At 53.5% G+C, this 24,073-nt stretch carries 20 protein-coding genes; 12 read left to right on the top strand and 8 right to left on the bottom strand.

Features of this window, described 5'->3' with window-relative positions:
* Positions 1 to 2: 2 nt before the first annotated feature.
* Together cyoE and L9P87_RS15500 are read left to right on the top strand one after the other, a co-directional pair.
* Positions 3 to 941: a heme o synthase gene (cyoE, locus tag L9P87_RS15505; protein ID WP_237445670.1), complete on the top strand. Its 939-nt coding sequence runs from the start codon at positions 3 to 5 to the stop codon at positions 939 to 941.
* A 1-nt stretch (position 942) separates the two neighbouring features.
* Complete coding sequence (locus tag L9P87_RS15500; RefSeq protein ID WP_237445669.1) at positions 943 to 1,611, top strand: SCO family protein; 669 nt, start codon at positions 943 to 945, stop codon at positions 1,609 to 1,611.
* Positions 1,612 to 1,630: 19 nt separating this feature from the next.
* On the opposite strand, the gene L9P87_RS15495 is transcribed toward L9P87_RS15500, so the two are convergent.
* The 3 genes from L9P87_RS15495 to L9P87_RS15485 are packed head-to-tail and all read right to left on the bottom strand — an operon-like array spanning position 1,631 to position 3,658.
* Complete coding sequence (locus tag L9P87_RS15495; RefSeq protein WP_237445668.1) at positions 1,631 to 2,419, bottom strand: iron chelate uptake ABC transporter family permease subunit; 789 nt, start codon at positions 2,417 to 2,419, stop codon at positions 1,631 to 1,633.
* Entirely contained in the window at positions 2,412 to 3,170 is a 759-nt protein-coding gene (znuC, locus tag L9P87_RS15490) for a zinc ABC transporter ATP-binding protein ZnuC (RefSeq protein WP_237445667.1), read from the bottom strand. Before znuC ends, L9P87_RS15495 begins: the two co-directional genes overlap by 8 nt.
* Positions 3,167 to 3,658 (bottom strand): Fur family transcriptional regulator, encoded by a 492-nt coding sequence (locus tag L9P87_RS15485; protein ID WP_237445666.1) that lies wholly within the window; start codon positions 3,656 to 3,658, stop codon positions 3,167 to 3,169. Before L9P87_RS15485 ends, znuC begins: the two co-directional genes overlap by 4 nt.
* A gap of 64 nt (positions 3,659 to 3,722) precedes the next feature.
* On the opposite strand from L9P87_RS15485, the gene L9P87_RS15480 reads away from it, so the two are divergent.
* The 5 genes from L9P87_RS15480 (at position 3,723) to L9P87_RS15460 (ending at position 10,982) form a co-directional block, all read left to right on the top strand.
* A complete protein-coding gene (locus L9P87_RS15480) occupies positions 3,723 to 4,571 on the top strand; it encodes a metal ABC transporter substrate-binding protein (protein WP_237445665.1) in 849 nt (282 codons plus the stop codon).
* Positions 4,572 to 4,698: 127 nt separating this feature from the next.
* Positions 4,699 to 6,750 (top strand): PhoX family protein, encoded by a 2,052-nt coding sequence (locus L9P87_RS15475; protein ID WP_237445664.1) that lies wholly within the window; start codon positions 4,699 to 4,701, stop codon positions 6,748 to 6,750.
* A gap of 207 nt (positions 6,751 to 6,957) precedes the next feature.
* Positions 6,958 to 8,997 carry a DUF3604 domain-containing protein gene (locus L9P87_RS15470; protein WP_237445663.1) on the top strand — a complete coding sequence of 680 codons (2,040 nt, stop codon included), beginning with the start codon at positions 6,958 to 6,960 and terminating at the stop codon, positions 8,995 to 8,997.
* Positions 8,998 to 9,034: 37 nt separating this feature from the next.
* Positions 9,035 to 10,000, top strand: coding sequence for a peptidyl-prolyl cis-trans isomerase (locus L9P87_RS15465; RefSeq protein ID WP_237445662.1), 966 nt, complete (start codon positions 9,035 to 9,037; stop codon positions 9,998 to 10,000).
* Positions 9,987 to 10,982 carry a HupE/UreJ family protein gene (locus tag L9P87_RS15460; RefSeq protein ID WP_237445661.1) on the top strand — a complete coding sequence of 332 codons (996 nt, stop codon included), beginning with the start codon at positions 9,987 to 9,989 and terminating at the stop codon, positions 10,980 to 10,982. Before L9P87_RS15465 ends, L9P87_RS15460 begins: the two co-directional genes overlap by 14 nt.
* On the opposite strand, the gene L9P87_RS15455 is transcribed toward L9P87_RS15460, so the two are convergent.
* Complete coding sequence (locus tag L9P87_RS15455; protein WP_237445660.1) at positions 10,979 to 11,956, bottom strand: homoserine kinase; 978 nt, start codon at positions 11,954 to 11,956, stop codon at positions 10,979 to 10,981. The two genes, L9P87_RS15460 and L9P87_RS15455, sit on opposite strands and share 4 nt — an antisense overlap.
* 234 nt (positions 11,957 to 12,190) lie before the next feature.
* On the opposite strand from L9P87_RS15455, the gene polA reads away from it, so the two are divergent.
* Both polA and L9P87_RS15445 read left to right on the top strand, forming a co-directional pair.
* Positions 12,191 to 14,983 carry a DNA polymerase I gene (polA, locus tag L9P87_RS15450; RefSeq protein ID WP_237445659.1) on the top strand — a complete coding sequence of 931 codons (2,793 nt, stop codon included), beginning with the start codon at positions 12,191 to 12,193 and terminating at the stop codon, positions 14,981 to 14,983.
* Positions 14,984 to 15,095: 112 nt separating this feature from the next.
* Positions 15,096 to 17,354 carry an ammonia-forming cytochrome c nitrite reductase subunit c552 gene (locus L9P87_RS15445; RefSeq protein ID WP_237445658.1) on the top strand — a complete coding sequence of 753 codons (2,259 nt, stop codon included), beginning with the start codon at positions 15,096 to 15,098 and terminating at the stop codon, positions 17,352 to 17,354.
* A 1-nt stretch (position 17,355) separates the two neighbouring features.
* On the opposite strand, the gene L9P87_RS15440 is transcribed toward L9P87_RS15445, so the two are convergent.
* Entirely contained in the window at positions 17,356 to 17,817 is a 462-nt protein-coding gene (locus L9P87_RS15440) for an SRPBCC domain-containing protein (protein WP_237445657.1), read from the bottom strand.
* Between the two features lie 214 nt (positions 17,818 to 18,031).
* Between L9P87_RS15440 and L9P87_RS15435 the strand changes: the two genes are divergently transcribed.
* On the top strand, positions 18,032 to 18,706 hold the full coding sequence (locus tag L9P87_RS15435) for a hypothetical protein (RefSeq protein WP_237445656.1): 675 nt from the start codon (positions 18,032 to 18,034) through the stop codon (positions 18,704 to 18,706).
* Here the strand turns inward: L9P87_RS15435 and L9P87_RS15430 are convergent.
* The 3 genes from L9P87_RS15430 to L9P87_RS15420 are packed head-to-tail and all read right to left on the bottom strand — an operon-like array spanning position 18,703 to position 21,751.
* On the bottom strand, positions 18,703 to 20,163 hold the full coding sequence (locus L9P87_RS15430) for a PhnE/PtxC family ABC transporter permease (RefSeq protein WP_237445655.1): 1,461 nt from the start codon (positions 20,161 to 20,163) through the stop codon (positions 18,703 to 18,705). The two genes, L9P87_RS15435 and L9P87_RS15430, sit on opposite strands and share 4 nt — an antisense overlap.
* Complete coding sequence (locus tag L9P87_RS15425) at positions 20,163 to 20,855, bottom strand: ATP-binding cassette domain-containing protein (protein ID WP_237445654.1); 693 nt, start codon at positions 20,853 to 20,855, stop codon at positions 20,163 to 20,165. The genes L9P87_RS15430 and L9P87_RS15425 overlap by 1 nt, the downstream gene beginning before the upstream one ends.
* On the bottom strand, positions 20,855 to 21,751 hold the full coding sequence (locus L9P87_RS15420) for a putative selenate ABC transporter substrate-binding protein (RefSeq protein WP_237445653.1): 897 nt from the start codon (positions 21,749 to 21,751) through the stop codon (positions 20,855 to 20,857). Before L9P87_RS15420 ends, L9P87_RS15425 begins: the two co-directional genes overlap by 1 nt.
* Positions 21,752 to 21,873: 122 nt before the next feature.
* Between L9P87_RS15420 and selD the strand changes: the two genes are divergently transcribed.
* Together selD and mnmH are read left to right on the top strand one after the other, a co-directional pair.
* A complete protein-coding gene (selD, locus tag L9P87_RS15415; protein WP_237445652.1) occupies positions 21,874 to 22,917 on the top strand; it encodes a selenide, water dikinase SelD in 1,044 nt (347 codons plus the stop codon).
* 8 nt (positions 22,918 to 22,925) lie between these two features.
* Positions 22,926 to 24,029: a tRNA 2-selenouridine(34) synthase MnmH gene (gene mnmH / locus L9P87_RS15410; protein WP_237445651.1), complete on the top strand. Its 1,104-nt coding sequence runs from the start codon at positions 22,926 to 22,928 to the stop codon at positions 24,027 to 24,029.
* The last annotated feature ends 44 nt before the right edge of the window (positions 24,030 to 24,073 follow it).

Raw genomic sequence — 24,073 nt, 5'->3', positions numbered from 1 at the left:
TCATGGCCGAAGCATATCAATCGCTTGAACAGGTACAGCCATTAAAGCAAACCGTCGCTGACTATTTGGAATTATGTAAGCCGAAGGTAGTGCTGCTGTTAGTGCTAACGTCTTTGATTGGTATGTATATGGCCGTTCCTGGCAGTGTGCCATGGCAGATTGTATTTTTTGGAAATATAGGCATTGGCCTGTGTGCTGGCAGCGCAGCGGTGATCAATCATGTGGTCGATAATCGTATCGACTCAATTATGAAACGAACCGATAAACGTCCGGTGGCCAAGGGACGAGTTAGTCCCAAAAATGCCATTATTTTTGCTTTGACTGTCGGCAGCATCGGTATGATTATGCTGTTTACCATGGTCAATGCACTTACCGCCTGGTTAACCTTTGCCTCGCTGATTGGTTATGCCGTGGTCTATACCATGTTTTTAAAACATGCGACGCCACAGAATATTGTTATCGGTGGTCTGGCGGGCGCTGCGCCACCGCTGTTAGGATGGGTGGCAGTGACCAATAGTATCGATGGTCATGGTTTACTGTTGGTGTTGATTGTCTTTGCTTGGACGCCGCCACATTTTTGGGCATTGGCAATTGCTCGTTATGAGGATTATGCCAAGGCCGATGTACCGATGTTGCCGGTGACTCATGGTATCGCTTACACCCGTTTGCATGTGCTGCTTTATACCTTGATTCTGCAGGTGGTCACGCTGTTGCCCTTTGTCACAGGTCTCAGTGGCCCGCTATATTTGGCCGCTGCTGTTGTTCTGGGTTTTATATTTTTGTACTACGCCATCGTGCTGTACATCGGCAAAGACCGTAAGATTCCGATGGCGACCTTTCGCTATTCGATTATTTATTTGATGGCGTTATTTATTATCATGCTAATAGACCATCAGCTATTTCCTGTTTCAGGTCATTATGCCATGGCCCTTGGTGGTTGATATGGCAGCGATGAATGGTGGTGTAAAGAAAACTATATTGGCCGTCGTGTGTTTTATTTTGTTGATCCTAGCGCTGCTGGTAAACAAGATATTATCCCCAAGGATTATGAATAGTGCCGAGCTTCGGGCTAACGGTGCTGTTGTGCTTCAAAAGCCGCGACACTTCGAAATGGATACACTTGTTGATCAGTACGGCAACCCCTTCGATGCGAAACGATTCGAGGGTCAGTGGACGATGGTATTTTTTGGTTATACGTATTGCCCAGATATTTGCCCAACAACGCTGGCCATGCTGACAAAGTTTAAAGGCTTGATTGCCGATGAACGATTTTCAGACAACTTGCAGGTTGTCTTGGTCAGTGTTGATCCGGCCCGCGACACGCCGGAAAAACTCAAGCCCTATATGGCCTATTTTGATGAGGAATTTGTCGGTATTACCGGCGAGTTTTTCTCCGTCCATCGCTTTGCCAGCAGTCTTAATGCGGCTTTTAACAAGCGTATGATCAGCCCCAATCCGGATGAATATCTGGTGGATCATAGCGGCAATATTGCGCTGATTAACCCGCGGGGTGATTACCACGCATTTTTCCTACCGCCCTTCGACCCAGGTAAACTACGCTTGCTATACCGGTCGATCCGTGGCGATTATGACCAGCGTTACGATAGTTAAATAAGGCGTTTTGCTGACGCTACTGTTGCTTAATCGGCAGGGTTTGTGCCAGTAGAAATAGCAGTGTCGAGGCTGCCACGATGGAGGGGCCGGCAGAGCTGTCGGCCAGTGCCGACAGTGCCATACCAGCCAACACGGCAATGACGCCAAAGACCATCGAATAGAGTGCCATCTGCTCGGGGCTGCGGGAAAATTTCCGCGCCGTGGCGGCGGGGATGATTAATAGCGCCGTAACCAGTAACACCCCGACCACCTGCATACCTATTGCCACTACCAGAGCCAGGCACAACATCAATACCAGTTCAATACGTTCGACGTTAATGCCTTCGACACTGGCAAGTTCAGGATGAACTGTCACTGATAGCAACTGCCGCCACAATGCTGTGATCACGGCGGCTACCAGCACACAGACGCCGGCGATCAAAAGTAAATCACTGTTGTTAACCGCGAGTAAGTCGCCAAACAATAAACTGTTAAGATCGATAAAAATATTATCAGCCAGCGACAGCAATACCAAACCAATGGCGAGGGATCCATGGGAAAGGATGCCTAATAGGGTGTCTAAGGCGATACGCTTGGAGTGATTGAATTTTGTCAGTAAGGCGGCGGCCACTAAGCAGTAACCAACCACGGCGATTTTAATATCGATAGAAAACCAGATGCCGATGGCCACGCCCAGCAGTGCTGAGTGAGCCAGAGTGTCGCCAAAGTAGGCGATTCGCTTCCAGATAACAAAGCTACCCAGTGGCCCGGTAACCAGTATCAGCAACAATGCGGCCAGTGTTGCAGTAAATAATAACTCAATCATGCTTGCACTCGCTGTGGTCGCTTTCAACCACGTCGCCATGGGCATCATGACAGTGATCGTGGTGGTGGGTATAAACAGCAAGGTCGCTGGTTTGTTGGTGGCCAAACAGTTCTAAATAGGCCGGATGATTGCTGACCGAGTCGGGGTGGCCATGACAGCAGACATGCTGATTGAGGCAGATGACGGTATCAGTGGCGGCCATGACTAAGTGCAAATCATGGGACACCATGATGACGGCGCAACCAAGTTCATCGCGCAGTTGCGAGATCAAATGATAGAGCTCATTTTGCCCTGCCACATCGACACCCTGCACAGGCTCATCGAGAACTAACAGCTGAGGTTTGCGCAGCAATGCCCTGGCCAATAACACGCGTTGTTGTTCGCCGCCGCTAACATTTTGCATCGGCGAGTCAATTACTTTAAGCGCGCCGGTACGCTGAAGCGCCTGCTCAATGCTGTCGTTTCCTGCCCCGGCCAGTCTTAAAAATCGTCTTACTGTCAGCGGCAGGTGTGGGTTGATATGCAACTTTTGCGGCATATATCCAATGACCAGTCCCTTGGTCTTATTGACGGTGCCACTGGTTGGCTTGTTGAGGCCGAGAATCAGGCGAATCAGGCTGCTTTTACCGGCACCATTGGGGCCAATAATCGTCATGATTTGACCGCTGCTGATACTGAGGCTGATATCCTGCAAAATAGTACGTTGGTCAACGCTGAAGCTGAGCTTATCGGTGCTTAATAATGGGTTCATAATGCTTCCTGGCATTGGGTGCAACAACCGAGCACCTCAACCGCCTCGCTGTTGACGCTGAAACCAGCTTCATCTGCGCATTCTGCGATGGCCATAGAAATAGGCTGGCTGATGATTTCGATGGCGTTTTGACAGTGGCTACAGATGAAAAAGTGGCTGTTGTGGCCAGTATTGGGTGAGCAGCAACCTATAAAGGCATTGAGGCTGCTAATACGATGGGCCAAGCCCTGCGCTACCAGAAAATCGAGAGCCCGATAGACCGTCGGTGGTGCCAATGGCTTATCATTACCGGCGGTGCGATTTTGTTGCTGCATCATTTCTAGCAGCTGATAAGCGCCCAGGGGTTTGTGGCTGTTCCACAGCAGGGCTAATACTTGTTCACGCAGTGTTGTCAGCCGGACTTTGCGTTGTTCACAAAGTGTCTTGGCATCGCTGATAGCCTGTTGAATACAGTGTTGATGATTGTGTTGTTCGAAGGCTATCGACATACGGTGTCTCGAATTATAACTATTATGTTATAATATCACATTATAGATTATAGAGTTAACTGCCATGTTGTTCCGATCCCCCATTCTAGCCGCCTGCTTGTTGGCGATATTCACCCTGCCCGCGTCCGCTGACAGCAACAATGCTACCGTTATGACGACAGTGAAACCGATGGCAATGTTGCTGCGCGCTATCGCGCCGGCGTCTGTCGAGGTGGCGTACTTGGTGCGAGATGGCCACAGTGGTCACCACTACCATATGCGCCCCTCAGAGGGCCGTGCGCTGCAACAGAGTCGCCAATTCTACTGGTTGGGGGCAGAGTTCGAGCCGATTATGAGCAAGGCGGCACAGCACCCAAGCAGTGTCAATTTGACCCAGGGTTTGGCCAATATGCCGACGCTAACCAAGGGCGGCAGCCATTTGTGGATGAACCCTGTCACGGCGATGGCCCTGGCCGAATCGGCGGCGAGCAGTCTGACCTCAGCCTATCCTGATAATGCTGAAGAAATTGCCGCCAATTTGGCTGCACTGAAACAGCAGGTGGCGACGATTGATCAGCAACTACGGGCGGATTTGAGCGATAGTCAGCAGCGAGACTTTGTCGCTCTGCACGATGCCTACGGCAACCTCGCCAGCCACTATGGCCTGACGCAGTTAGCAGCCTTCTACGGTGAGCATGAGCAGAGCCTGGGTGCGGCGTCGCGCGCTGCTCTGCAACAGCAACTTCAGGGTGTCGACAATGTCTGCATCTTTAGCCAGCCTCAATTTGCCCTCAAGCCGGTCGAAACCCTGCTGGCTGATCACCAGTTAACCGTGTTGGAGTTGGATCCACTGGCAGCAGACATCGAATTTTCCAGCCATGGTTTTCAGCAGTTCATGCAGCACATTGGGCGCGAACTACCCAAGTGCTTCTAATTTAGAGCGGCACAGAAACGGCGCGATAGAATTTATTCTTGTTGTAATAAATTCGTCGTCGCGTCGTCATTTAAGCGCATTAGCATGGTGACCAAATAATCATTAAGATTACCTTTGGAGACACACCATGAGTAAAGCGACGTTTGATCCTACCCAGTATAATCGCAGCATTAATCCGTCTTTTGAGCAGGTACTGGATAAGCATTTATCTCGCCGCCACTTCGTCCGCAGCGGACTGGGTATCAGTGCCTTGACTGCTGTTGGCAGCCTCGGTTTGGCTGGCTGTAGCACCGATTCCTCGAACTCGTCGCCAGTGCCTGATCCGGGTCCTGATATTGCCGATAGAAGCGATGTGGTATTGGGCTTCGACTCCATCGATGGCGCCAAACTCGATGCCGTGGTGGTACCAGAAGGTTATAGCGCACAGGTTCTCGCGCCTTGGGGAACGCCGCTTAATAGCCTGGCGCGGGAGTGGCAAGAAGATGGCAGCAATAGTGCCATCGATCAACAGAATGCCGTCGGCATGCATCACGATGGCATGCACTTCTTCCCGCTCAATGGCAGTGCTGAGGACGGCCTGTTGTGCATCAATCACGAGTATATTGATCAGTCGGTGCTGCACCCTAACGGCGCCACCCTGGACGACAAAAAACTGCGCATTGATGTCGACGAGGTACGCAAGGAAATTAATGCCCACGGCATTACCGTCGTTCGGGTGCAGCTGGTTAACGATGTTTGGCAGGTGATTAAGGACGACGCTTATAATAGGCGTATCACCGGCGCCAGCGTGATTGATTTGTCCGGGCCGCTGTCATTCAGCCCTTACCTAGAGACACCTTTTTCACCCGATGGCAGCCAGGCTCGCGGCACACTAAACAACTGCGGTAATGGCTACACACCTTGGGGCACTTATCTGACCTGTGAGGAAAATTGGCCGGGGTATTTTGCCAATAATGGCATTCTGCCGGAGGATCAGCAGCGGATTGGCATCAGCGAGACCAAGACACGCTATGGCTGGGATGACTTGGCGGGCGACGGTGAGGAGCGATCCGATGAATTTGGCCGTTTCAACGTCACTGCCAGCGGTGCTTCGGGCAGTGATGATTACCGTAACGAGGCCAACGGCCACGGTTATATTGTTGAGCTAGATCCTTATAAGCCTAATTCACGGGCTGTGAAGCGCACAGCTCTTGGCCGTTTTCGCCACGAGGGTTGTGTCTTTGGCAAGCTCGTCGAAGGACAGCCTGTGGTGTTTTATTCCGGCCATGACTCCCGGTTCGAATATCTTTATAAGTTTGTTTCTGCGGCGTTGTGGGACAGTGCCGATGCCGAGCCATATGATCGTTTGAGCACCGGTGCGAAATACATGGACGCCGGCACGTTGTATGTCGCCAAGTTTACCGAGGGTGGTATCGGAGAATGGCTGCCCCTCAGCCTCGACGGCAAAACTACCGATGGTGGCATCCTGGCAGACAGCTTCGATAGCTTGGCGGCAATGATACTCAATACTGCCGGCGCGGCCGATTTGGTCGGTGCCACGCCAATGGATCGGCCAGAGTGGTGTGCCGTCGACCCGTTCGGTGGTTCTGTCTATCTCACCCTGACCAATAATAACAAGCGAGTTGAGTCCAATGCGGCCAACCCGCGTGTCGATAATAAATTTGGCCACATTATTCGCTGGGATGAGGGCGCAAATGCCACCGAGTTCAGCTGGGATATCTTCCTTTTCGGCGCCCCGGCCGATGGCGATGAGGCGGTCAACCGCTCTGGTCTGACTGAACTCAACCAGCTGGCCAGCCCCGACGGTCTGGCCTTCGATCAGCGTGGCATTATGTGGGTGCAAACCGACAATGGTGCCAGCGCGGTCTCCGACCACACCAATGATCAAATGCTGGCTATAGTACCCTCAGCTATGGTGAATAGTCAGGATCAACAGGCGGTGGTGAGCGGTGACAATCAGGATCAGCTCAAGCGCTTCTTCGTCGGCCCCAATGGCTGTGAAGTCACCGGCTTTGCCATGACCTCTGAGTACACCTCGGTATTTGCCAATATCCAGCACCCCGGCAACTGGCCCTACTCCAATGACGCCACGGAGCAAACGCCTGTCGGCATGACCCTGCGACCGCGGGATGCGACAGTTGTTATTCGCAAGATGGACGGCGGCGAAGTCGGCGTTTAGCCAGGAAGCAATAAATATAGCAGCCGGCGTGTGCCGGCTTTTTTGTGGCTGGAAAAAGGCGGCCCTCATCAAAACAGGCGAGACGGATAGAATAGAGGGTTTAAGTCGTTTGACTTAAAATGGTTGATGCGTTGTTATGTCGCTGACAAATGCTTTAATAAAGACAAAAAAATAATACCTTTAAGGATGTTAGCTATGCATCGATGGATGAGATGGGCAACTGCTATTGTGATTGCCTTTACCGTGAATAACACGGCTGCACAAAGCAGCAGTGAATCACCGGCGTTTGAGCGTACAGAGCAAAGAGAGCCCTGCGATAATTATGACCATCTGCGCCAGCCGATGTTTGGCGACCTTCACGTGCATACCAGCTATTCGTTTGATTCCTATATTTCGAATCAGCGCAATGACCCCTGGGCCGCTTATCGTTATGCCAAGGGCGAGGCAATCATGCTGTCTAATGAGAGTGCTGAACAGGCGATTACGGCGCAGATCTCTCGGCCGCTCGATTTTACCGCGGTCACCGACCACGCCGAATTCCTCGGTGAGATGAATATCTGTACCACCGACCCCTGGGCACTGGGCTACTGGTGGCCGATGTGTATTATGAGCCGCAGTGAAAACTTTTATGTGGCTTTGTTGGCGGCGGACTGGTGGCAGCGTATCGGTGTCTCTGGCGAGCAGGCGATTAAAGAACGCTCCCGTGTCTGCGATCTACCCGGCGCTGACTGTGGCCATCGTTTAAGTGAGTTTTGGAGCAATATACAACAGGCCGCCGAGGATCATTATGACCGCTCCAGCGACTGTCAATTCACCTCCTTTGTCGGCTATGAATATACCGATGCGCCGAGCTTTAAAAACCTCCATCGCAATGTCATCTTCCGCAATGATCGGGTGACGCCGCTGCCGATCAGCACCTATGAAACTGGCACGCGTAACTTCCCTAAACTGTGGCAGTTGCTGCGTGAGCAGTGTACCGATGGTGATAAGGGCTGCGATGTGATGTCGATCCCGCACAACCCAAATTTGGCCGGTGGCTGGATGTTTCCCGACCCGGAGAATCAGCAGCAGATAGACGACCGATTATTCTTCGAACCGGTGGTTGAGATGACCCAGCACAAGGCGGCCTCCGAATGCCGCTTCGACCGTGTCGCCGGTATCGGTGTCGATACCGAGGATGAACTCTGTACCTTCGAACAAAACCTCACCGACAATCTAGCCTCTCTCGGTGTCGTGTTCGGTGAAATGCAGACCGATGTCGGTGCCCCGGTACCGGTGGAGGACTTTGCCCGCCGTAATATGCTGCGCAATGTGCTCAAAGACGGCATGGTCTTGGCCGAGCAGAATGGCGGTCAGAACCCATTCGTTATGGGTTTTATTGGTTCGACTGACACCCACAGCGCCACCCCTGGCGGTGCCGAGGAAGATAACTATACCGGCCATCTCGGTCGTCGTGATGCGGGCTACCGCAATGTTCAGGATCACTTTGAGGATAACCCCGGCGGCCTGGCAGTGGTCTGGGCCGAAGAGAATTCCCGTGATGCGATTTTCTCAGGCATGCGCCGTAAAGAAAGCTATGCCACCAGTGGTACTCGGCCAATTGTGCGCTTCTTTGGAGGCTGGGACTACGATGCGAATATTTGTCAGTCACCGAACCTGGTACAGCAGGGCTACGATGGCGGCGTGCCAATGGGTGGTGATTTAACCCGGGCTCCCGAGGGTGGCGTGCCCTCTTTCGTGGTCACCGCAATGAAAGATCCCGGTACGCTCGACAAGCCGGGTACCGACTTACAGCGACTGCAAATCATCAAAGGCTGGGTCGATGCTGAGGGTAACAGCCATGAGCAGGTAGTGGATGTGGCGGGTAATGCAAATAATGGTGCCTGGGTTGATGAGAATACCTGTGCCCCAGTGGGACAGGGCTATGCCGACCTCTGTACGGTCTGGCAGGACCCGGATTTCGACGCCAGCCAGCGCGCGTTTTACTATGTCCGAGTATTGGAAAACCCCACCTGCCGCTGGAGTACGCTGCAGTGTAAAAGCGCCGGCGTGGACCCCTTTGCCGACAGCTGTAGCGATCAAGCCGCAGCGGCAACCGAGCGGGTTAAAGATGACATTGGCGGCATGGGTGATATCTACGGCAGGTGTTGCATCGATCCGGTTGAACAGCCGTTTTATGAGCCGGTGTTGCAGGAACGTGCCTGGACGTCGCCGATTTGGTATACCCCAAACGCGGCTGAGTTGTAGTCGATGAGCAATCGCAACAAGAGTGGTGGAAGGTGTGGTGAATAAATTGAAAACATTGATGGCGCTGCCGATGGCGCAGTTCATGGCGATAGGCCTGCTGTTGTTTGTCGCCAGTGAATACTGGCTGGCGGATAAGCCGGTATTGCTGGTTACTGCCGATCAGCAACAACAGGCGCTGAGCCGCTGGCGATGGCAGCAGGGAGCGTCACCGACGACGATGGAGATGAGCGGTATTATCAACGGTTTGATCGAGCAGGAACTGCTCTATCAACAGGCCGAGGCCAACGGCCTGGCGACGATGCCGGTGGTGGTTGAACGCTTGGCACAGCTGAGTCGCTATGTTGAAGCGGGCTCTGTCAGCTCGCCGGCAGCGGCGCTGGATGACCAGCAATTGCGTCAGCGCGACCCGCTGATACGTCGTTATTTGATTCAATCGATGGCGGAGAGTTATCGTCGCGCTGTCGAGGTGGCGACACCATCCGATAGCGACATCGAGGCCTATTATCAGCAGCATTACCCGACATGGCTGCGACCGCCGCGTGTGGCTGTCAGTCATGCCTACTTTGGAGGCTTAAGCGCTTCGTCGAAGTCCCAGGCAGAGCAGTTGGTACAGCGCCTTATGGCCGATGAGACGATGACTGTCGAGCAGGCTATTGAGCAAGGCCGTGCGTTTTATAATGGTCATCAACTGCCGCTTAAGAGTGAGTCTCAACTGGCGGCGCTGTTTGGTGCAGAGGCCGCTCAACAGATTCTATTGCTGCCGACTGGGCAGTGGTCAGCGGCAGTGGCATCGAGCTACGGCTGGCATGTGTTTTATCCGACCAGCCGTCAAATTGCGGCAGCCAAGCTGCAGGCACAAGTGGCATTTCAGATTCGATCCCAGCTCGATCAAGCTGCCCGTGAGCAGGGTTATCGAGAGACTGTCGCCGAGTTGCTAGCGCAGTATGAGGTGGTGGTAGAGCCTATCGACAGTGGTGAGGTGTTGGCTTATGTGGCGGATTAACGTTGGTTTGCAGGTAATGGTTGTCCTTTTCGCCCTCAGTCTTAGCGTCAATCTATCGGCACACCCCTTGGCTCCGGCGTTGCTGTCAGTAACGCAACAGGCTGATCATCAACGCTATCAAATACGCTGGAAAACACCGCTGAAGACGGCGCCGGGTAATCAAATGGTGCCCGTCATGCCGGCCTCTTGTCAACCGCTGGGTCAGGCTGAAAGTATTCGACATGCGACGGCGATTGAAGCCCGCTGGGTGATGGCGTGCGCGTCAACATCGATTGTTGGCAGTCAGCTTGGCGCCAGCAATATCGCCAGCAGTGGAGCCGATGTGATACTGCGCGTCAGCCTGGCCGATGGCCGAGTTTTCCAGCAGTTGCTGTCGCCGCAGCAAGCCCTTTTTACCCTGCCCGAACAACCCGATGTCTGGCAGGTGATGTTGTCCTATGGCGAGCTGGGTGTCGAGCACCTGCTCGGTGGTATTGACCATTTATTGTTCGTGATTGGCCTGATGCTGTTGATTGGTCTGGGCCAGCAGCTGTTGTGGACGATTACGGCTTTTACCGTCGGCCACAGCATTACCCTCAGCCTGGCGGTGCTGGGCCTGGTCAGTCTGCCGCAGCAGTTGGCCGAGGTGTTTATTGCGCTGAGCCTGATTGTGGTGGCAGTTGAGTTATCTGGCCGTTCTAAAACAATGTGGCTAAAGCGTTCACCGTGGCTGGCCGCCGGTGGCTTTGGCCTGTTACACGGCCTGGGTTTCGCCGGTGCGCTGAGTGACATTGGCTTGCCACAGGGGGAGATTGCCGTCGCCCTGTTGAGTTTTAATCTCGGGCTGGAGCTCGGGCAATTGGCGGTGATCGCCGTTTTGGCGCTGTTGATGAAGGCGACGACTGGAGCCGCCGACACGATTAAGCGCTGGCGTTGGCTGGCGGTTTATAGCCTCGGCAGCCTGTCAGCACTGTGGTTTTGGGAGCGTCTATTGGCCTTCTAGGCCAGTTGTTGACGCTTCAGCAGAATGGCCTTGTACTGTTCGGGGTTCTTGGTTTGGGTCAGCGCCCCGGGGCGGTGGTCCAGCGATGGCAGGTGGATAGTGGTCAGCCGTGATACCCAGAAGCGGATGGCGGCTAATTGCATTAACAGCGGCCAGGCCTTGATTTCATCTTGGCTGCGAGCCTTGACCGAGTCGTAGCCGGCCAAAATAGCGCGGTGTTTGTCGTCGTTTAACTCGCCATCTTGCTCGCTGGCCCAGTCGTTGACCAGCACAGCTAAATCATAGCCAAAGCGGCCGTTGCCAGCACTGTAGAAGTCCAGGATACAGCTGACGTCATCGCCGTCAAACAGCGCGTTATCGCGGAATAAATCGGTGTGAATAATACCAGAGGGCAGTTCATATTGCGGCAGTGTCGCCATCGCCTGCTGCCAGCTATCGGTGAGCAATTGGGCGTCGGCGTCATCGATTAAGGGCAGCAGTTTGGCAATGCTGTCTTCGACCCAGGCAAAGTTTTTTGGGCTGTCATGTTGGGCGCTGTGCTGGGCGGCGATTAAATGCATCTTGGCCATGACTGCGCCGGCGGAGAACGCCTGCTCGACAGTGACATTGTCGAGGTGACCACCGCTGGCACGGGGGAATAATGCCGCCGGCTTGCCCTCAACGGTTTGTAAGCTGCTGCCATGGCTGTCGACCAAGGCCGCGGCGACGGGCAGACCGCCATCGTTGAGCACCTGCAGCCAGTTGAGGTAGAACTCGACATCGCTGCGCTCGAGCTCTTCGAACACAGTTAACACAAACTGTCGCTGGTCGGCGGTCGAGGTTTCGCTGGCAAGCTGGCTGACATCGGTGCTGACAAAATAGTTGGTGTTTTCGATACCGTCGCCAATGCCTTGGTAGCCGGCGAGAGTGCCGACGCCGTAACGACCAATAAACGATGCGATATCGCTTTCTTCCAACACGGTGTAGACCGCCATAATTACCTCTTGTGAGCGTTGTCTTTAGTCAATACAGGCAATAATACACCTCTGTCGTCGATTATATTAGTTCGTAAAGTTAACTATTACCTCACCAGTCAGGGATTGTTGGCCGCAGGCGATTATTTTTTCTCAGACTGTGGTTAAATAAGGCCATCAAGCTACTAATTTTCGCCGCCCTACTGCTTTGCCGGCGGTCTCTTGCTCACTACATGGATACTACGAATACGCCCTATGGATAATTCTTCTCAGTCACCACTGGTTTTGGTCGACGGCTCAAGCTACCTCTATCGCGCCTATCATGCACTGCCACCACTGACCAACTCAAAGGGTCAGGCGACCGGGGCTATTAAAGGCGTTATTAATATGATGCGCCGGCTGCAAAAGGATTATCCGGGCTGCCATGCGGCGGTCATATTTGATGCCAAGGGCAAGACCTTCCGCGACGATATGTACCCGGCTTATAAGGCGCAGCGTCCACCGATGCCGGATGATTTACGCAGCCAAATAGAGCCGATCCAGCAGATTATTAAGGCCATGGGCTTTCCCCTGATTGTGGTGCCTGGTGTCGAGGCCGATGACGTCATCGGTACTTTCGCCGCTCAAGCCACCGAGGCAAAGGTACCGGTGGTTATCTCCACCGGCGACAAGGATATGGCGCAGCTGGTCAACGAACACGTGACACTGGTTAACACCATGACCGACACGGTAATGGACCCGGCCGGTGTGGTTGAAAAGTTTGGCATTGGCCCCGAGCTGATTATCGACTTTTTAGCGCTGATGGGCGACAAAGTCGACAATATCCCCGGTGTTGCCGGTGTCGGCGAGAAGACAGCCAAGGCCTTGTTGCAGGGGCTGGGCTCACTGGAGTCGATTTACCAACGCCTCGACGATATTAAAGATCTCACCTTCCGCGGCGCTAAGACGATGAAGGCGAAGCTGGAGAAAGAGCGTGAGAACGCCGATATGTCTTATCGTTTAGCGACCATCAAATGCGATGTCGAACTGGAGCAGCACCTCGATGAGTTGGTCATGGCCGACGCCGACGTGGAGACCTTGCGTGGGCTCTTTGCAGAGCTGGAATTTCGCGGCTGGGTAAAGGAGATCGACGACCCGAACTCGGTGGTCAAGCCCAAGGCACGAGCCACCACGGCGGCGATTCCAACCTCGGCATCGGCGCCGATCGAGGCCGATATCGCCATTCCCGATGCCCCCAGCAATACCAATTATCAAACCGTGCTAACCGAGGCGGACTTCGATGCCTGGCTGGTCAAACTGCAGCAGGCTGAGTTATTTGCCTTCGATACCGAGACCACCAGTATCAATTACATGGAGGCGCGTATTGTCGGTGTCTCCTTCGCCACCGAGGAAGGCAGTGCCGCCTACGTGCCCTTTGGTCATGATTACATCGATGCGCCAGAACAGCTGACAGAGGCCCAGGTATTAGGCCGTCTCAAGCCGCTGTTAGAGAATGAAAACAAGGCTAAAGTCGGTCAAAATCTTAAATATGACCGCCATGTGCTGCAAAATCACGGGATTGAGTTGAAAGGTATTGCCCATGACACCATGCTGCAGTCTTATGTGATTAACTCGGTCGGCAGCCGACATAATATGGATGCGCTGGCGTTGAAATACCTCGATATCGAGACCGTCCACTTTGAGGATATTGCCGGTAAAGGGGTGAAGCAATTAAGCTTTAACCAGATTGCATTGGAGCAGGCTGGCCCCTACGCGGCAGAGGATGCTGATATCACCTTGCGCCTGCATCATGTGCTGTATCCGCAGTTGCTGGCAGAGCCCAGCTTATTGGCGCTTTATCAACAGGTTGAAATGCCTTTGCTAACGGTATTGGGCAACATCGAAAAAAATGGCACCCGTATCGATGCCGATATGTTGTTGGCGCAGAGTGCCCAACTGGGTGAGCGGATGGAAGAGCTCAAGGCCGAGGCCTATGACCTGGCGGGACAGGAATTCAACCTGGGCTCGCCGAAGCAGTTGGGCGAAGTGCTGTTTGAGAAGCTTGAATTACCCGTCATCAAGAAGACACCGAAGGGCAAGCCTTCGACGGCGGAGGAGGTCTTGGTCGAGTTGGCGCTGGACTATCCCCTGCCCAAGGTTATTATCGAATATCGCGGATTATCGAAGCTAAAGTCGACTTATACCGACAAACTCCCTGAGATGGTCTGCCCTGATACCAACCGTATTCACACCTCTTACCATCAGGCGGTGACCGCCACGGGTCGTCTGTCCTCGAGTGATCCCAACCTACAAAACATCCCGGTGCGCTCCGGTGAGGGGCGCCGTATTCGCAACGCCTTCATCCCCGCCGAGGGCTATAAGATGGTGGCCGCCGATTACTCGCAAATCGAACTGCGTATCATGGCACACCTGTCCGGCGATGCCGGCTTACGGCATGCCTTTGCCAACGGCTTGGATGTCCACCGGGCCACCGCTGCCGAGGTATTTGGCGTTGAATTGGCTCAGGTCAGCGATGATCAGCGTCGCAGCGCCAAGGCGATCAACTTCGGCCTGATTTACGGTATGAGCGCCTTTGGACTGGCCAAGCAATTGGGGCTGGGGCGCAATAAGGCACAGGAATACATCGAACGTTATTTTGAGCGCTACCCCGGTGTGGCGCAGTACATGGATGATATCAAGCGTTTGGCGAAGGAGAAGGGCTATGTTGAAACCCTTTATGGGCGTCGCCTCTATCTGCCAGAGATCAACGGTCGCAACGGCATGCGCCGTCAAGCCGCCGAGCGTACCGCCATCAATGCGCCGATGCAGGGCACCGCTGCCGATATTATTAAGAAGGCGATGATTGACGTCGAGCGCTGGATAGAGGCTGAAAACATCGATGCGCGAATGGTGATGCAGGTACACGATGAATTGGTGCTGGAGGTGAATGAGCAGCAATTAGAAGTGATCACCGCTAAAATTGAACAGATCATGGAGCAGGCCGTAGCGCTATCGGTGCCTTTGATTGTCGACGCTGGTCGCGGTGATAACTGGGAACAGGCCCACTAGTGAGAGAGCCGAGACGACGGCAAAGGGCTTTAAGTTAAATTACTTAAACAATCGGGTCTCGGCTTCAAAAGGCTTTATAATCAAGCCGCTTTAATTATTTAATGGAATGATCATGGCCCGTATCAACGCTTTTTTAATCAATAGTTTGGCTCTGTTATTCAGCCTTACTCTGCATGCCAGTGACGGCTACATAGGTAGTCAGCAGTGCGCCGCCTGCCACAGTGACGAGTATCAGCAGTGGCAGGGTTCGCAACACCAGCAGGCGATGATGAAGGCGGATGAATCGACTATGCAGGCCGACTTTGATGGTGTTGAGCGCAGCCTAGGCGAGGTCGTCATCAAGCCCTATATCGAAGGTGACAGCTATTGGTTGGCCGAGACCGATGCCGAGGGCAAGCTGAGTCGGCATAAGATCGATTACACCTTTGGTGTCTACCCGCTGCAACAGTTTATGGTCAGCTTCGACGATGGCCGCGTGCAATTATTACCGTATACCTGGGATAGCCGCAGCGAGGCCGAGGGCGGCCAGCGCTGGTACGATTTATACCCCGATTTTAAGACCGCCGATCATCAGTTTCACTGGCTTAATACCGGTCAAAACTGGAACAGCATGTGCGCCGATTGTCACTCGACCAATCTGCAGAAAAACTTCGATATAACCACTAACACCTACGACACCGATTACGCTGAAATCAGCGTTGGCTGTGAGGCCTGTCATGGCCCCGGTGAGGAGCATCGGCAGTGGGCCAATGCCGGTGCCAAGGGTGACGATAGCTCACTCAATAACATAGCCAGCCAAATCGTCGAGTACGAGCCGACCCCGAAAGTGCTGATGCCCAAGACGCTTCAGCACAGCGACCAGGTTGAGACCTGCGCCCAATGTCACGCCCGCCGCAACCAGCTCAATGATGATAACAGCCATTTATCTACGGGCTTTGACAGTCGCTATCGACTGAGTCTGTTAGAGCCGTCATTGTATTATCCCGATGGCCAAATTTACGATGAAGATTACGTCTATGGCTCGTTTATTCAGAGTAAGATGCACCAGCAGGGGGTGACCTGTAGTAACTGTCACAACCCCCATACCGCCGAATTAAAATTCGATATCAATCAAACCTGTACCCAGTGCCACAACGCGGCAGAATACAGTGCCAGGAAACACACCATGCACCCGGTATTGGTCACAGCTGAGGCTGGCAAGGGCAGCGCCTGTGTCGACTGCCATATGCCGCAAACCCGCTATATGGAAGTTGACGATCGCCGCGATCACAGCTTTACTATTCCCCGCCCCGACCTATCGCTGACCACCGGAGCACCGAATGCCTGCAGCAGCTGTCATGAGGACAAGGACGATCAATGGGCGCTGGCGAAGATGCAACAGCACTATCCTAACTCGACGCTGATTGGTTCGGAGCACTTCTCTGTTGCCTTCAGTCGTGCCGACAGCGGTATCGATAGTGGTCAGTCGTTGGCCAAGATTGCCCAGGATCAAAATTATCCGGCGATTATCCGTGGCTCCGCCCTGCTGCGGATGCAAAATTATAACGACCCGAACACTATTATTTCGCTCAAGCGCGGTGTTGAGAGTGAGCAAACGTTGGTGCGCGCCGGTGCCATTGCCGGTGCCCGGCAGATGCCTATCGAGAGTCGTTGGCGCCTACTAAACGGTTTGTTAGAGGATCAGCACCTGTCGATTCGCACCGAGGCGGCAACCGCGCTGAGCGAATACATGCCCAAGCTGGCCGCCGCCGATCAGCAGCGTCTGAAAAAAGCGTTGGATGAGTATATCGACGTACAGTTGTTCAACGGTGATCGCGGTGGCTCGCACTTCAATATTGGCCTCAGCTATTTGAATCTGGCGGAGTATAAAAAAGCCGAGCAGGCCTTTAAGGAGTCTATTCGTATCGAGCCCAGCTCCGATTTGGCCTATGTCGCGCTGGCCGATATGAAGCGCCAACTCAACCGGCCGGAGCAGGAACTGTCGGTGCTGGATCAGGGTGTCAGAGCGGCGCCAAACAGTGGCGGTCTCCTGCATGCCCGCGGGCTTTACTATGTGCGGGCCAAGCAACTGCCCCTGGCGCTGGCAGACTTACAACAGGCCACCGTGAAGTCGCCGGAGAACCCACGCTATCAGTATATTTTGGCTGTGGCTTTAATGAATGAGGATGCCGAGCAGGCCACGACTGCCTTTACCAAGGCGTGGCAGTTGAATCCCAATGACTTGCAGACCCTGTTCGCGCTGACCGATTTCTTGATCAAGCAGGGTGACAAGGCCCAGGCAGGGTACTACCTGAAGGCATTAAAGCAACGGGCACCCAAGGGGGCGCCATGGTTAGGCCAGCTTGAGCAGGCCTATCGTCAACTGCCCTAGCTTAAGCCTGCTGCTGAAACTGTGCCTCGGCGTATTCTTTTAAACCGTAGGCACAGAGGTTGAAGCCCCGTTCTACTGCTGCGCCGCTGTGCTCGATCACCAATGCGGTGAGCTTGCCGGAGAACGCGTCGACACTGACGTATTCGCAGCGGTTGTTATCCAGCGCGGTTAAACGTTGGCTGCGGCTGGCGTATAGGGTTTCTTTATCCGGCTGGCTGACGCCCCAGCTAATCGATGTGTTGGGGGTGATTTCTTCGATGTACTCGACCTGTTGCTGCAACCCATTACCGAGTTCAACCTGCATATCAACAGCCTCACCGATGGCCAACCTATGGTTGATAATTTGTGGGCAAAATTTATTCCATCGATGATATTGCTCGAAGTCGACGAGGATCTGCCAGACTAATTCAACCGGTGCATTAATGGTAACCGTGTCGGAAATAACCGCGTTTTCAGTAATCATAATGTTTTATTGTTGTTAATAAAGATGGCATTACGTTAGCAGTTCAGCCGGAGGCTGAATAGTGACGGTGATGTTAGATAGCCGAGATCGACCAGCGGCAGGTTTATTGTTGATTCGGTTGTCATCTCGGCCACATTGTTGTCTGGATAACTGGTTTAATCTCAATTGAATCAGTAAGATATTAATACTAACTAAGGGTAAGGGTTCGCTTGTGGTGAGTAATTTTTTAAGAGATAGCTGGCGTTTTTTTGAGAATAATTTTGCTGCCCTGGCGTGGATTATTTTACCGATTGCCATACCCCTCGAAATTATCATGGCACTGTTATCCAACACCATGGCTGACGATAGTCAGGCGGGGCTGCAGATCTTGTTGATTGTGGTGAGCTTAGCGGCGTCGGCGATTTATGGTGCGGCGACTATTATTTACGTCGATGCAGCGGTGGGCGGTGAAAAAGTAACGCCGCTGCAGAGCTGGTGGGCAGCCAAGGATATCTGGGCTGCGTATTTGCTGTTATCGGTGTTGGCCATGGTGGTGATAGTGCTGGGTTTGTCGTTGCTGATTGTTCCGGGGATTTATTTTGCCGGCAAGTATGCCTTTGCCGGCTTTGAGTTGGTGCTAAATGGTCAAAAGCCGTTGGAAAGCCTGCAATTAAGCTGGACCAAAACCACCGGTTTAATGCCCTGTATCATCGGTGGCGGCTTGATTATCAGCGCTCTTCTCTACCTGCCCTACTTCGGCATTGCTGAGCTGCTAGACACAGATGCACCGGCTTTTATCGTCTTTGAAGCGCTGTTTAATATTGTCTACGCACTGTTCTCATCGCTCTATACCATCTTCGCCTACCGGGTTTATATCGATGCCAGACAGGCAGCCCACCCGAAAGATTAATTGCCTATATAGCGCTGCGCGCGGCGCGATATGGAGTCTGTTACTAGGGTTAACAAGGCGGTAATGACGATAAAAAAGAAGGCGGTATCGAAGTGGAGATCCTCGAAGCCACTGTCAATATAGAAGCCGAGGGTGGTAATGCCGATAATACCCACAATGGCCGATTCCCGCAGAATATGCTCGGTGCGGTATAGCAGCAGACTGAGGAAGGGGCCAAATACCCGCGGCAGCCAGAAATAACACCAGCCATTCACCCCCCGCGTCTCATGCTCGCTGGTATCAATATTATCGAGCTCTTTGGCCAATAGAAAGGCTAGCAGGGCTCCGTTGTGCAAGGCCAGGGCGATTAATGCAGGCAACATCGAGGGCCCTGTCATCAGCAAGATAATAAAGACAAAAAGTAATTCGGGGGTGGCACGAAAAACCACTAACATAGCCTTGCCGACAAAGGCGATAACCGGGTTGTCGATACGGTTGCTGGCCAGTGGAAAGAGTGCCAGGCAAAGCAGGGCGCTGACCGCGGTGGCGGCGACAGTCAGTATCAGTGTGTTGACGATGGCCAGCCAGCCGGTGTTGGTCATCAGGCTGCTTAGCCATGGCCACAGAGCAGCAATGGCGCTGCCATCGACACCATTCTGCAGTGGGTAGGGAATAATATCCTGGCTGATAAAGCGCCACAGGGCATTATCAGCGGTGCCAGCAAAGGCCGGCAATAAGGCCACTGCGGCGATCAAATACAGCGGAATCAGCGCAGGTCGCAGCCAGTATTTGATGGTTGCTGTCAGTAGGTAAAAAAGCAGCAAATAGGTGGCCGACTCCTGGTATTGAAGCTGTTTAAGGGCGGTATCGAGATGGTAGCCGATGGTCGGCAAACCGATAAATCCGAGCAGAGTGGCGCTGCGTAGTCCACACTCGAAGCGATAGCGGGTGTAGTGGCACATGGCGGTCCAGCTGCGGGCAAGACGACCATAAATCAGTACCGAAACCGAATCCCCGTGAATGCCATCGGCGTCGGCACCATGACTGGCCCACTGCTCGGAATAGACCTTGGCAAAGATGCAACTGAAAGGGATGATAATGGCCAGCAAGCCAGTGCTGGCACTGAGGCCAAAGACTTGTAGAAACAACAACCCCCAAAAAATCTCATGCACTGCACGGCCGAAACTACACAGCCAGCGAACAACGGTAAAGTGGTAGACCAGTGCCAGTAGAAAACCTGGAACAACCGAAGCTGCAACACCGATAAGAGCGAAGGCAATCGTGGTGAGCAAGGCTTGAATGAGTTCGTCGAGTGAACTGATTTGTGGAGATAAGAAGCCGCTGGCAAAGTGTTGCAAGGCTGCAAGTGGGTCAGTTTGGTAGAGGGTAAAATCGCCGAAGTAGAAGGCAATAGCGGTGAAAAAAAGAAATATTGCTGCGATGTTACGGTAGGCGATGGCGGTCGATTGGCGCAGCATCACCGGTACAACGCGGTGAGGTCATCGAGGCTGACTGCTGAGCTGGGTTGGTCGAAGGCGATGGCACCCTGTTTGAGGCCAATAATACGGTTGCAGTATTGTAGCGCCAGCGGCCTCTGGTGCAGTGCGCAAATGCTGCTGTGGTGCTGTTGCTGGATCAGAGCGAGTAAGCGACCTGCCTGAACGGGATCGAGGGCCGCCACCGGCTCGTCACCAATGAAAATCTGGCGCTGTTGGAACAGTGCCCGGGCGATCACCACGCGTTGTCTCTGGCCGCCGGAGAGCCTGTCGACAGATTTGGTCAGCTCGTCGGCAATGGCTAAATCGTCGGCAAGCCGACTGATCTGCAGCCAGTCTTGGCGCTTAGGTTTGATCAAATTGCTGATGTTATAGAGCCAATGATACCGCTCCAAGCCACCGATATAAATATTGTTATAGGCGCTGAGAGCCTCAACCAAGCCGTGCTGTTGCGGGCTATAGGCGGCGACATCGGCCATCTGTTGGTACAGCTTTGCCAGCAACGTGGTTTTGCCAACACCGCTGGCTCCCAAGACGGCAACATGGTCGCCGCGATAAAGGGTAAGGTCGATATCGTGTAATACCGGCTGGTTGCCATGGCCGAGTTGCTGGCTGTGCAGACGGCAGATAACCTCTCGGTTATCTGACTCTGCAGGCTGAGGCTTTACTGCCATTAACGCATCAGGCCGAGTTCGCGGGCAACGGACTCGATGGGAGCGAAGTCGTTATTGTCGGCTTCGATAAAGCCGCTACGTGGGAAGGCCTCGAGGATGACAGGCTGTTTAATGTCAATCAGTACCTGCTGCAGGCGCTGGGAAAAACCCTCACCATATTGGCTGTCGACGTCACCGCGAATCGTCCAGTGATAATCTGGATAGCTCGGTGTGGTCCAGATAACAGTCACCTTCTCAGTGTCGACTCTGCCCTCGGCAACCGCCTTGTCCCAAACCTTATAGTTCACCGCCCCCAGGTCGAAGCTACCAGCCTCTACCAGGGCAATGGTGCGACTGTGGTCGCCGCTAAAGCCGACGCGGGCAAAGGCTTTGTCCGGCGCCAGACCGGTATTCTTGCGAATATAATACTCGGGCATCAGTCGACCGGAGGTTGAACCCTTGGAGCCAAAAGTGAAACTCAGCTCACCAGTGTCGCTGGGGAAGGCTGGCTTGGCTGCCAGGCCGGTGCTGCGATTGGCAATAATATAGCTTTTGAATTCTGGGTCTTCTGCGCCTTGTGCAATGGCTTGTGAATTGTTGACGAGGCCGCGGGCGCGGACCCCAGAAAGACCGCCAAACCAGGCGAGTTGTACTTGGTTGTTACGGAATGCGGTGACAGCAGCGGCATAGGACTTAACCGGTATATATTCGACTTTGACTCCAAGCTCTTTTGACAGGTGATCGGCCACAATAGCAAAGCGCTGTCGCAATTGACTCTCGTCTTGGTCGGGGATGGCAGTAAAGGTAAAGCCGGGGGCTTCGGCATGGGCCGCAGAGGCCAACAGGGAACAGAGGGCAACCGCTGCAATAAACGCGCGCAGCAAAGCTGCTTGGGCGAATCCAAAGGTTTTATTCATTATATGTACTCGTGCAATGCGAGGTTAAAAAAGTCATTATAAGCGTCTAACTGCCGGGTAAAAACCCCAGCGAGCAAGAAACTCAGGTAAAATGCCGGCTATTGCGATTTAGGACCCTAAATATGAGCTCGATAAAACTGACACAGTATAGCCATGGCGCGGGTTGTGGCTGCAAAATTGCCCCTAACGTACTCGATACCATACTGAAAACGCAGATTCCCATCGCCGCCAGTGACAAGTTGGTTGTCGGTAATGCCAGCAAAGATGACGCGGCTGTTTACGATATTGGTAATGGTCAGGGGGTGATCAGCACCACGGACTTCTTCATGCCAATCGTCGATGACCCATTTACCTTTGGCCGGATTGCGGCAACCAATGCCATCAGTGATATCTATGCGATGGGCGGCAAGCCGATGATGGCGATCGCCATACTGGGTTGGCCGGTGAATGTACTGGCACCAGAAGTCGCTCAGCAGGTGGTCGAGGGCGGGCGTCAGGCTTGCTTCGATGCGGGTATTCCGCTGGCCGGCGGCCACAGTATCGACAGCCCTGAGCCGATTTTTGGCCTGGCGGTAACAGGCAGTGTTGCCCTCGATGATTTAAAGCGTAATGACAGCGCCAAGCCCGGTGATTATTTACTGCTGACCAAGCCACTCGGTATCGGGGTGTTGTCGACGGCGCAAAAACAGCAGAAGCTACGCCTAGAAGATGAAGGGGTTGCAGCAGATTTAATGTGCCAAATGAATACAATTGGCAGTGTTTTAGCGAAGATCCCCGGCGTTAATGCAATTACCGACGTGACCGGCTTTGGTCTTGCCGGCCACCTGCTGGAGGTTTGCGAGGGCAGTGGTGTCGATGCCGAGCTACAAATGAGCCAAATCCCACAGCTTGAGCAACTGGCATATTACCTCGACCAGGGCTGTATTCCCGGTGGTACCGAGCGTAATTTCGAGAGTTATGGCAGTAAACTGGCGCCGATGACCGAGCGTGCACGCCATATAGTGTGTGACCCGCAAACCAGCGGTGGTCTGCTGTTAGCGGTCAGTCCGGACAGTCTCGAGCAGGTGATAGCCCTGGCCGATGAGGCGGCGATACCGCTTCACAGTTTTGGTCGTATCGTTGAGCGCAGCGCCAGCGACCACCGTATTCGTATTGAGCAGGAGTAGCAAAGTCCGTGGATAGTATTCGCCCAGACAGCGATGAGTTTCGTCGTATTTTATTAAACGATATCCCCCTGCTCGATGTCAGAGCCCCGGTCGAGTATAACGAGGGCAGTTTTCCCGCAGCGGTGAATAAGCCGTTGTTGGATGATGAGCAGCGTCGTTTGATCGGCACAGAATATAAGCAACAAGGGCAGGATGCGGCGATTGTGCTGGGTAACAAACTGGCAACCCGCGATGTTCATCAACAGCGTATCGATAGCTGGCTGCCGATAGTCGATGCTAATCCGGCAGGTTACCTGTACTGTTTTCGCGGCGGTCTGCGCTCCCGTATTAGTCAGCAGTGGCTGAAAGAAGCGGGTCGTAACTACCCCTTTATCAAAGGCGGCTATAAGGCGATGCGCCGTTTTCTCATCGACGAGCAGCAGCGGGTGGCCGAGCAGTCCCCGATGCTGAGGATTAATGGCCTTACCGGCACAGCCAAGACGCGAATGATTGAGCAGCTCGCCAATGGTGTCGATTTGGAGGGCATTGCCAACCATCGTGGCAGCGCCTTCGGTCGTCGACCGGCTGGCCAGCCCGAGCAAATCAATTTTGAGAATAATCTGTCGATCGACTTTCTCAAGCGTGAGGCCGCTGGCGCGACCAGCTTTATTCTTGAAGATGAGGGTGTCATGGTCGGTCGCTGTAACGTGCCGTTGCCGCTTCGCAGCACCATGGATATCGGCCCCGTTGCCGTGGTCGATATGGGCTTCGACGAACGCATAGAAAACCTTCGCCAGGATTACATTTACGACTCGATCAGCGAATATGAGGACTTCTATGGTGCCGAATTAGGGCTGGCGGAGTTTGGTAAGTCGCTGCTGGCGTCGCTGGAAAGAATTGTCAAACGTCTCGGCCATGAGCGCTACGGCAAGATGAAGGTATTACTTGAACAGGCTGTCGCCGCCGGTGATATCGGCCGAACTGACGAATTGTTGACGGCGGTTATGGCCGGCTTAATGCAGGAATATTACGATCCGATGTACGAGTATCAGCTGCAGAAAAAACTCGACAAGATGGTCTTCAGGGGCAGCTGGCAAGAGGTGAAAGAATACGCCGAGAGCTGGCAGGGCTAGCCGAGGCTACGAGCATGAAAAAGCCGTTTACCAGCGATGGTAAA

Source organism: Sinobacterium norvegicum (genome assembly GCF_923077115.1).
GTDB classification, from domain to species: Bacteria; Pseudomonadota; Gammaproteobacteria; order Pseudomonadales; family Sinobacteriaceae; genus Sinobacterium; species Sinobacterium norvegicum.
Note: the sequence above shows the minus strand (reverse complement) of the source record. Positions and strands in the feature narration are given on the sequence as shown.

What these genes read in the sequence shown, in the direction of transcription:
- cyoE (WP_237445670.1), top strand. Translation starts at nt 3, where the DNA reads ATGGCCGAAGCATATCAATCGCTTGAACAGGTACAGCCATTAAAGCAA.
- L9P87_RS15500 (WP_237445669.1), top strand. Translation starts at nt 943, where the DNA reads ATGGCAGCGATGAATGGTGGTGTAAAGAAAACTATATTGGCCGTCGTG.
- L9P87_RS15495 (WP_237445668.1), bottom strand. Translation starts at nt 2,419, where the DNA reads ATGATTGAGTTATTATTTACTGCAACACTGGCCGCATTGTTGCTGATA.
- znuC (WP_237445667.1), bottom strand. Translation starts at nt 3,170, where the DNA reads ATGAACCCATTATTAAGCACCGATAAGCTCAGCTTCAGCGTTGACCAA.
- L9P87_RS15485 (WP_237445666.1), bottom strand. Translation starts at nt 3,658, where the DNA reads ATGTCGATAGCCTTCGAACAACACAATCATCAACACTGTATTCAACAG.
- L9P87_RS15480 (WP_237445665.1), top strand. Translation starts at nt 3,723, where the DNA reads ATGTTGTTCCGATCCCCCATTCTAGCCGCCTGCTTGTTGGCGATATTC.
- L9P87_RS15475 (WP_237445664.1), top strand. Translation starts at nt 4,699, where the DNA reads ATGAGTAAAGCGACGTTTGATCCTACCCAGTATAATCGCAGCATTAAT.
- L9P87_RS15470 (WP_237445663.1), top strand. Translation starts at nt 6,958, where the DNA reads ATGAGATGGGCAACTGCTATTGTGATTGCCTTTACCGTGAATAACACG.
- L9P87_RS15460 (WP_237445661.1), top strand. Translation starts at nt 9,987, where the DNA reads ATGTGGCGGATTAACGTTGGTTTGCAGGTAATGGTTGTCCTTTTCGCC.
- L9P87_RS15455 (WP_237445660.1), bottom strand. Translation starts at nt 11,956, where the DNA reads ATGGCGGTCTACACCGTGTTGGAAGAAAGCGATATCGCATCGTTTATT.
- polA (WP_237445659.1), top strand. Translation starts at nt 12,191, where the DNA reads ATGGATAATTCTTCTCAGTCACCACTGGTTTTGGTCGACGGCTCAAGC.
- L9P87_RS15445 (WP_237445658.1), top strand. Translation starts at nt 15,096, where the DNA reads ATGGCCCGTATCAACGCTTTTTTAATCAATAGTTTGGCTCTGTTATTC.
- L9P87_RS15440 (WP_237445657.1), bottom strand. Translation starts at nt 17,817, where the DNA reads ATGATTACTGAAAACGCGGTTATTTCCGACACGGTTACCATTAATGCA.
- L9P87_RS15430 (WP_237445655.1), bottom strand. Translation starts at nt 20,163, where the DNA reads ATGCTGCGCCAATCGACCGCCATCGCCTACCGTAACATCGCAGCAATA.
- L9P87_RS15425 (WP_237445654.1), bottom strand. Translation starts at nt 20,855, where the DNA reads ATGGCAGTAAAGCCTCAGCCTGCAGAGTCAGATAACCGAGAGGTTATC.
- L9P87_RS15420 (WP_237445653.1), bottom strand. Translation starts at nt 21,751, where the DNA reads ATGAATAAAACCTTTGGATTCGCCCAAGCAGCTTTGCTGCGCGCGTTT.
- selD (WP_237445652.1), top strand. Translation starts at nt 21,874, where the DNA reads ATGAGCTCGATAAAACTGACACAGTATAGCCATGGCGCGGGTTGTGGC.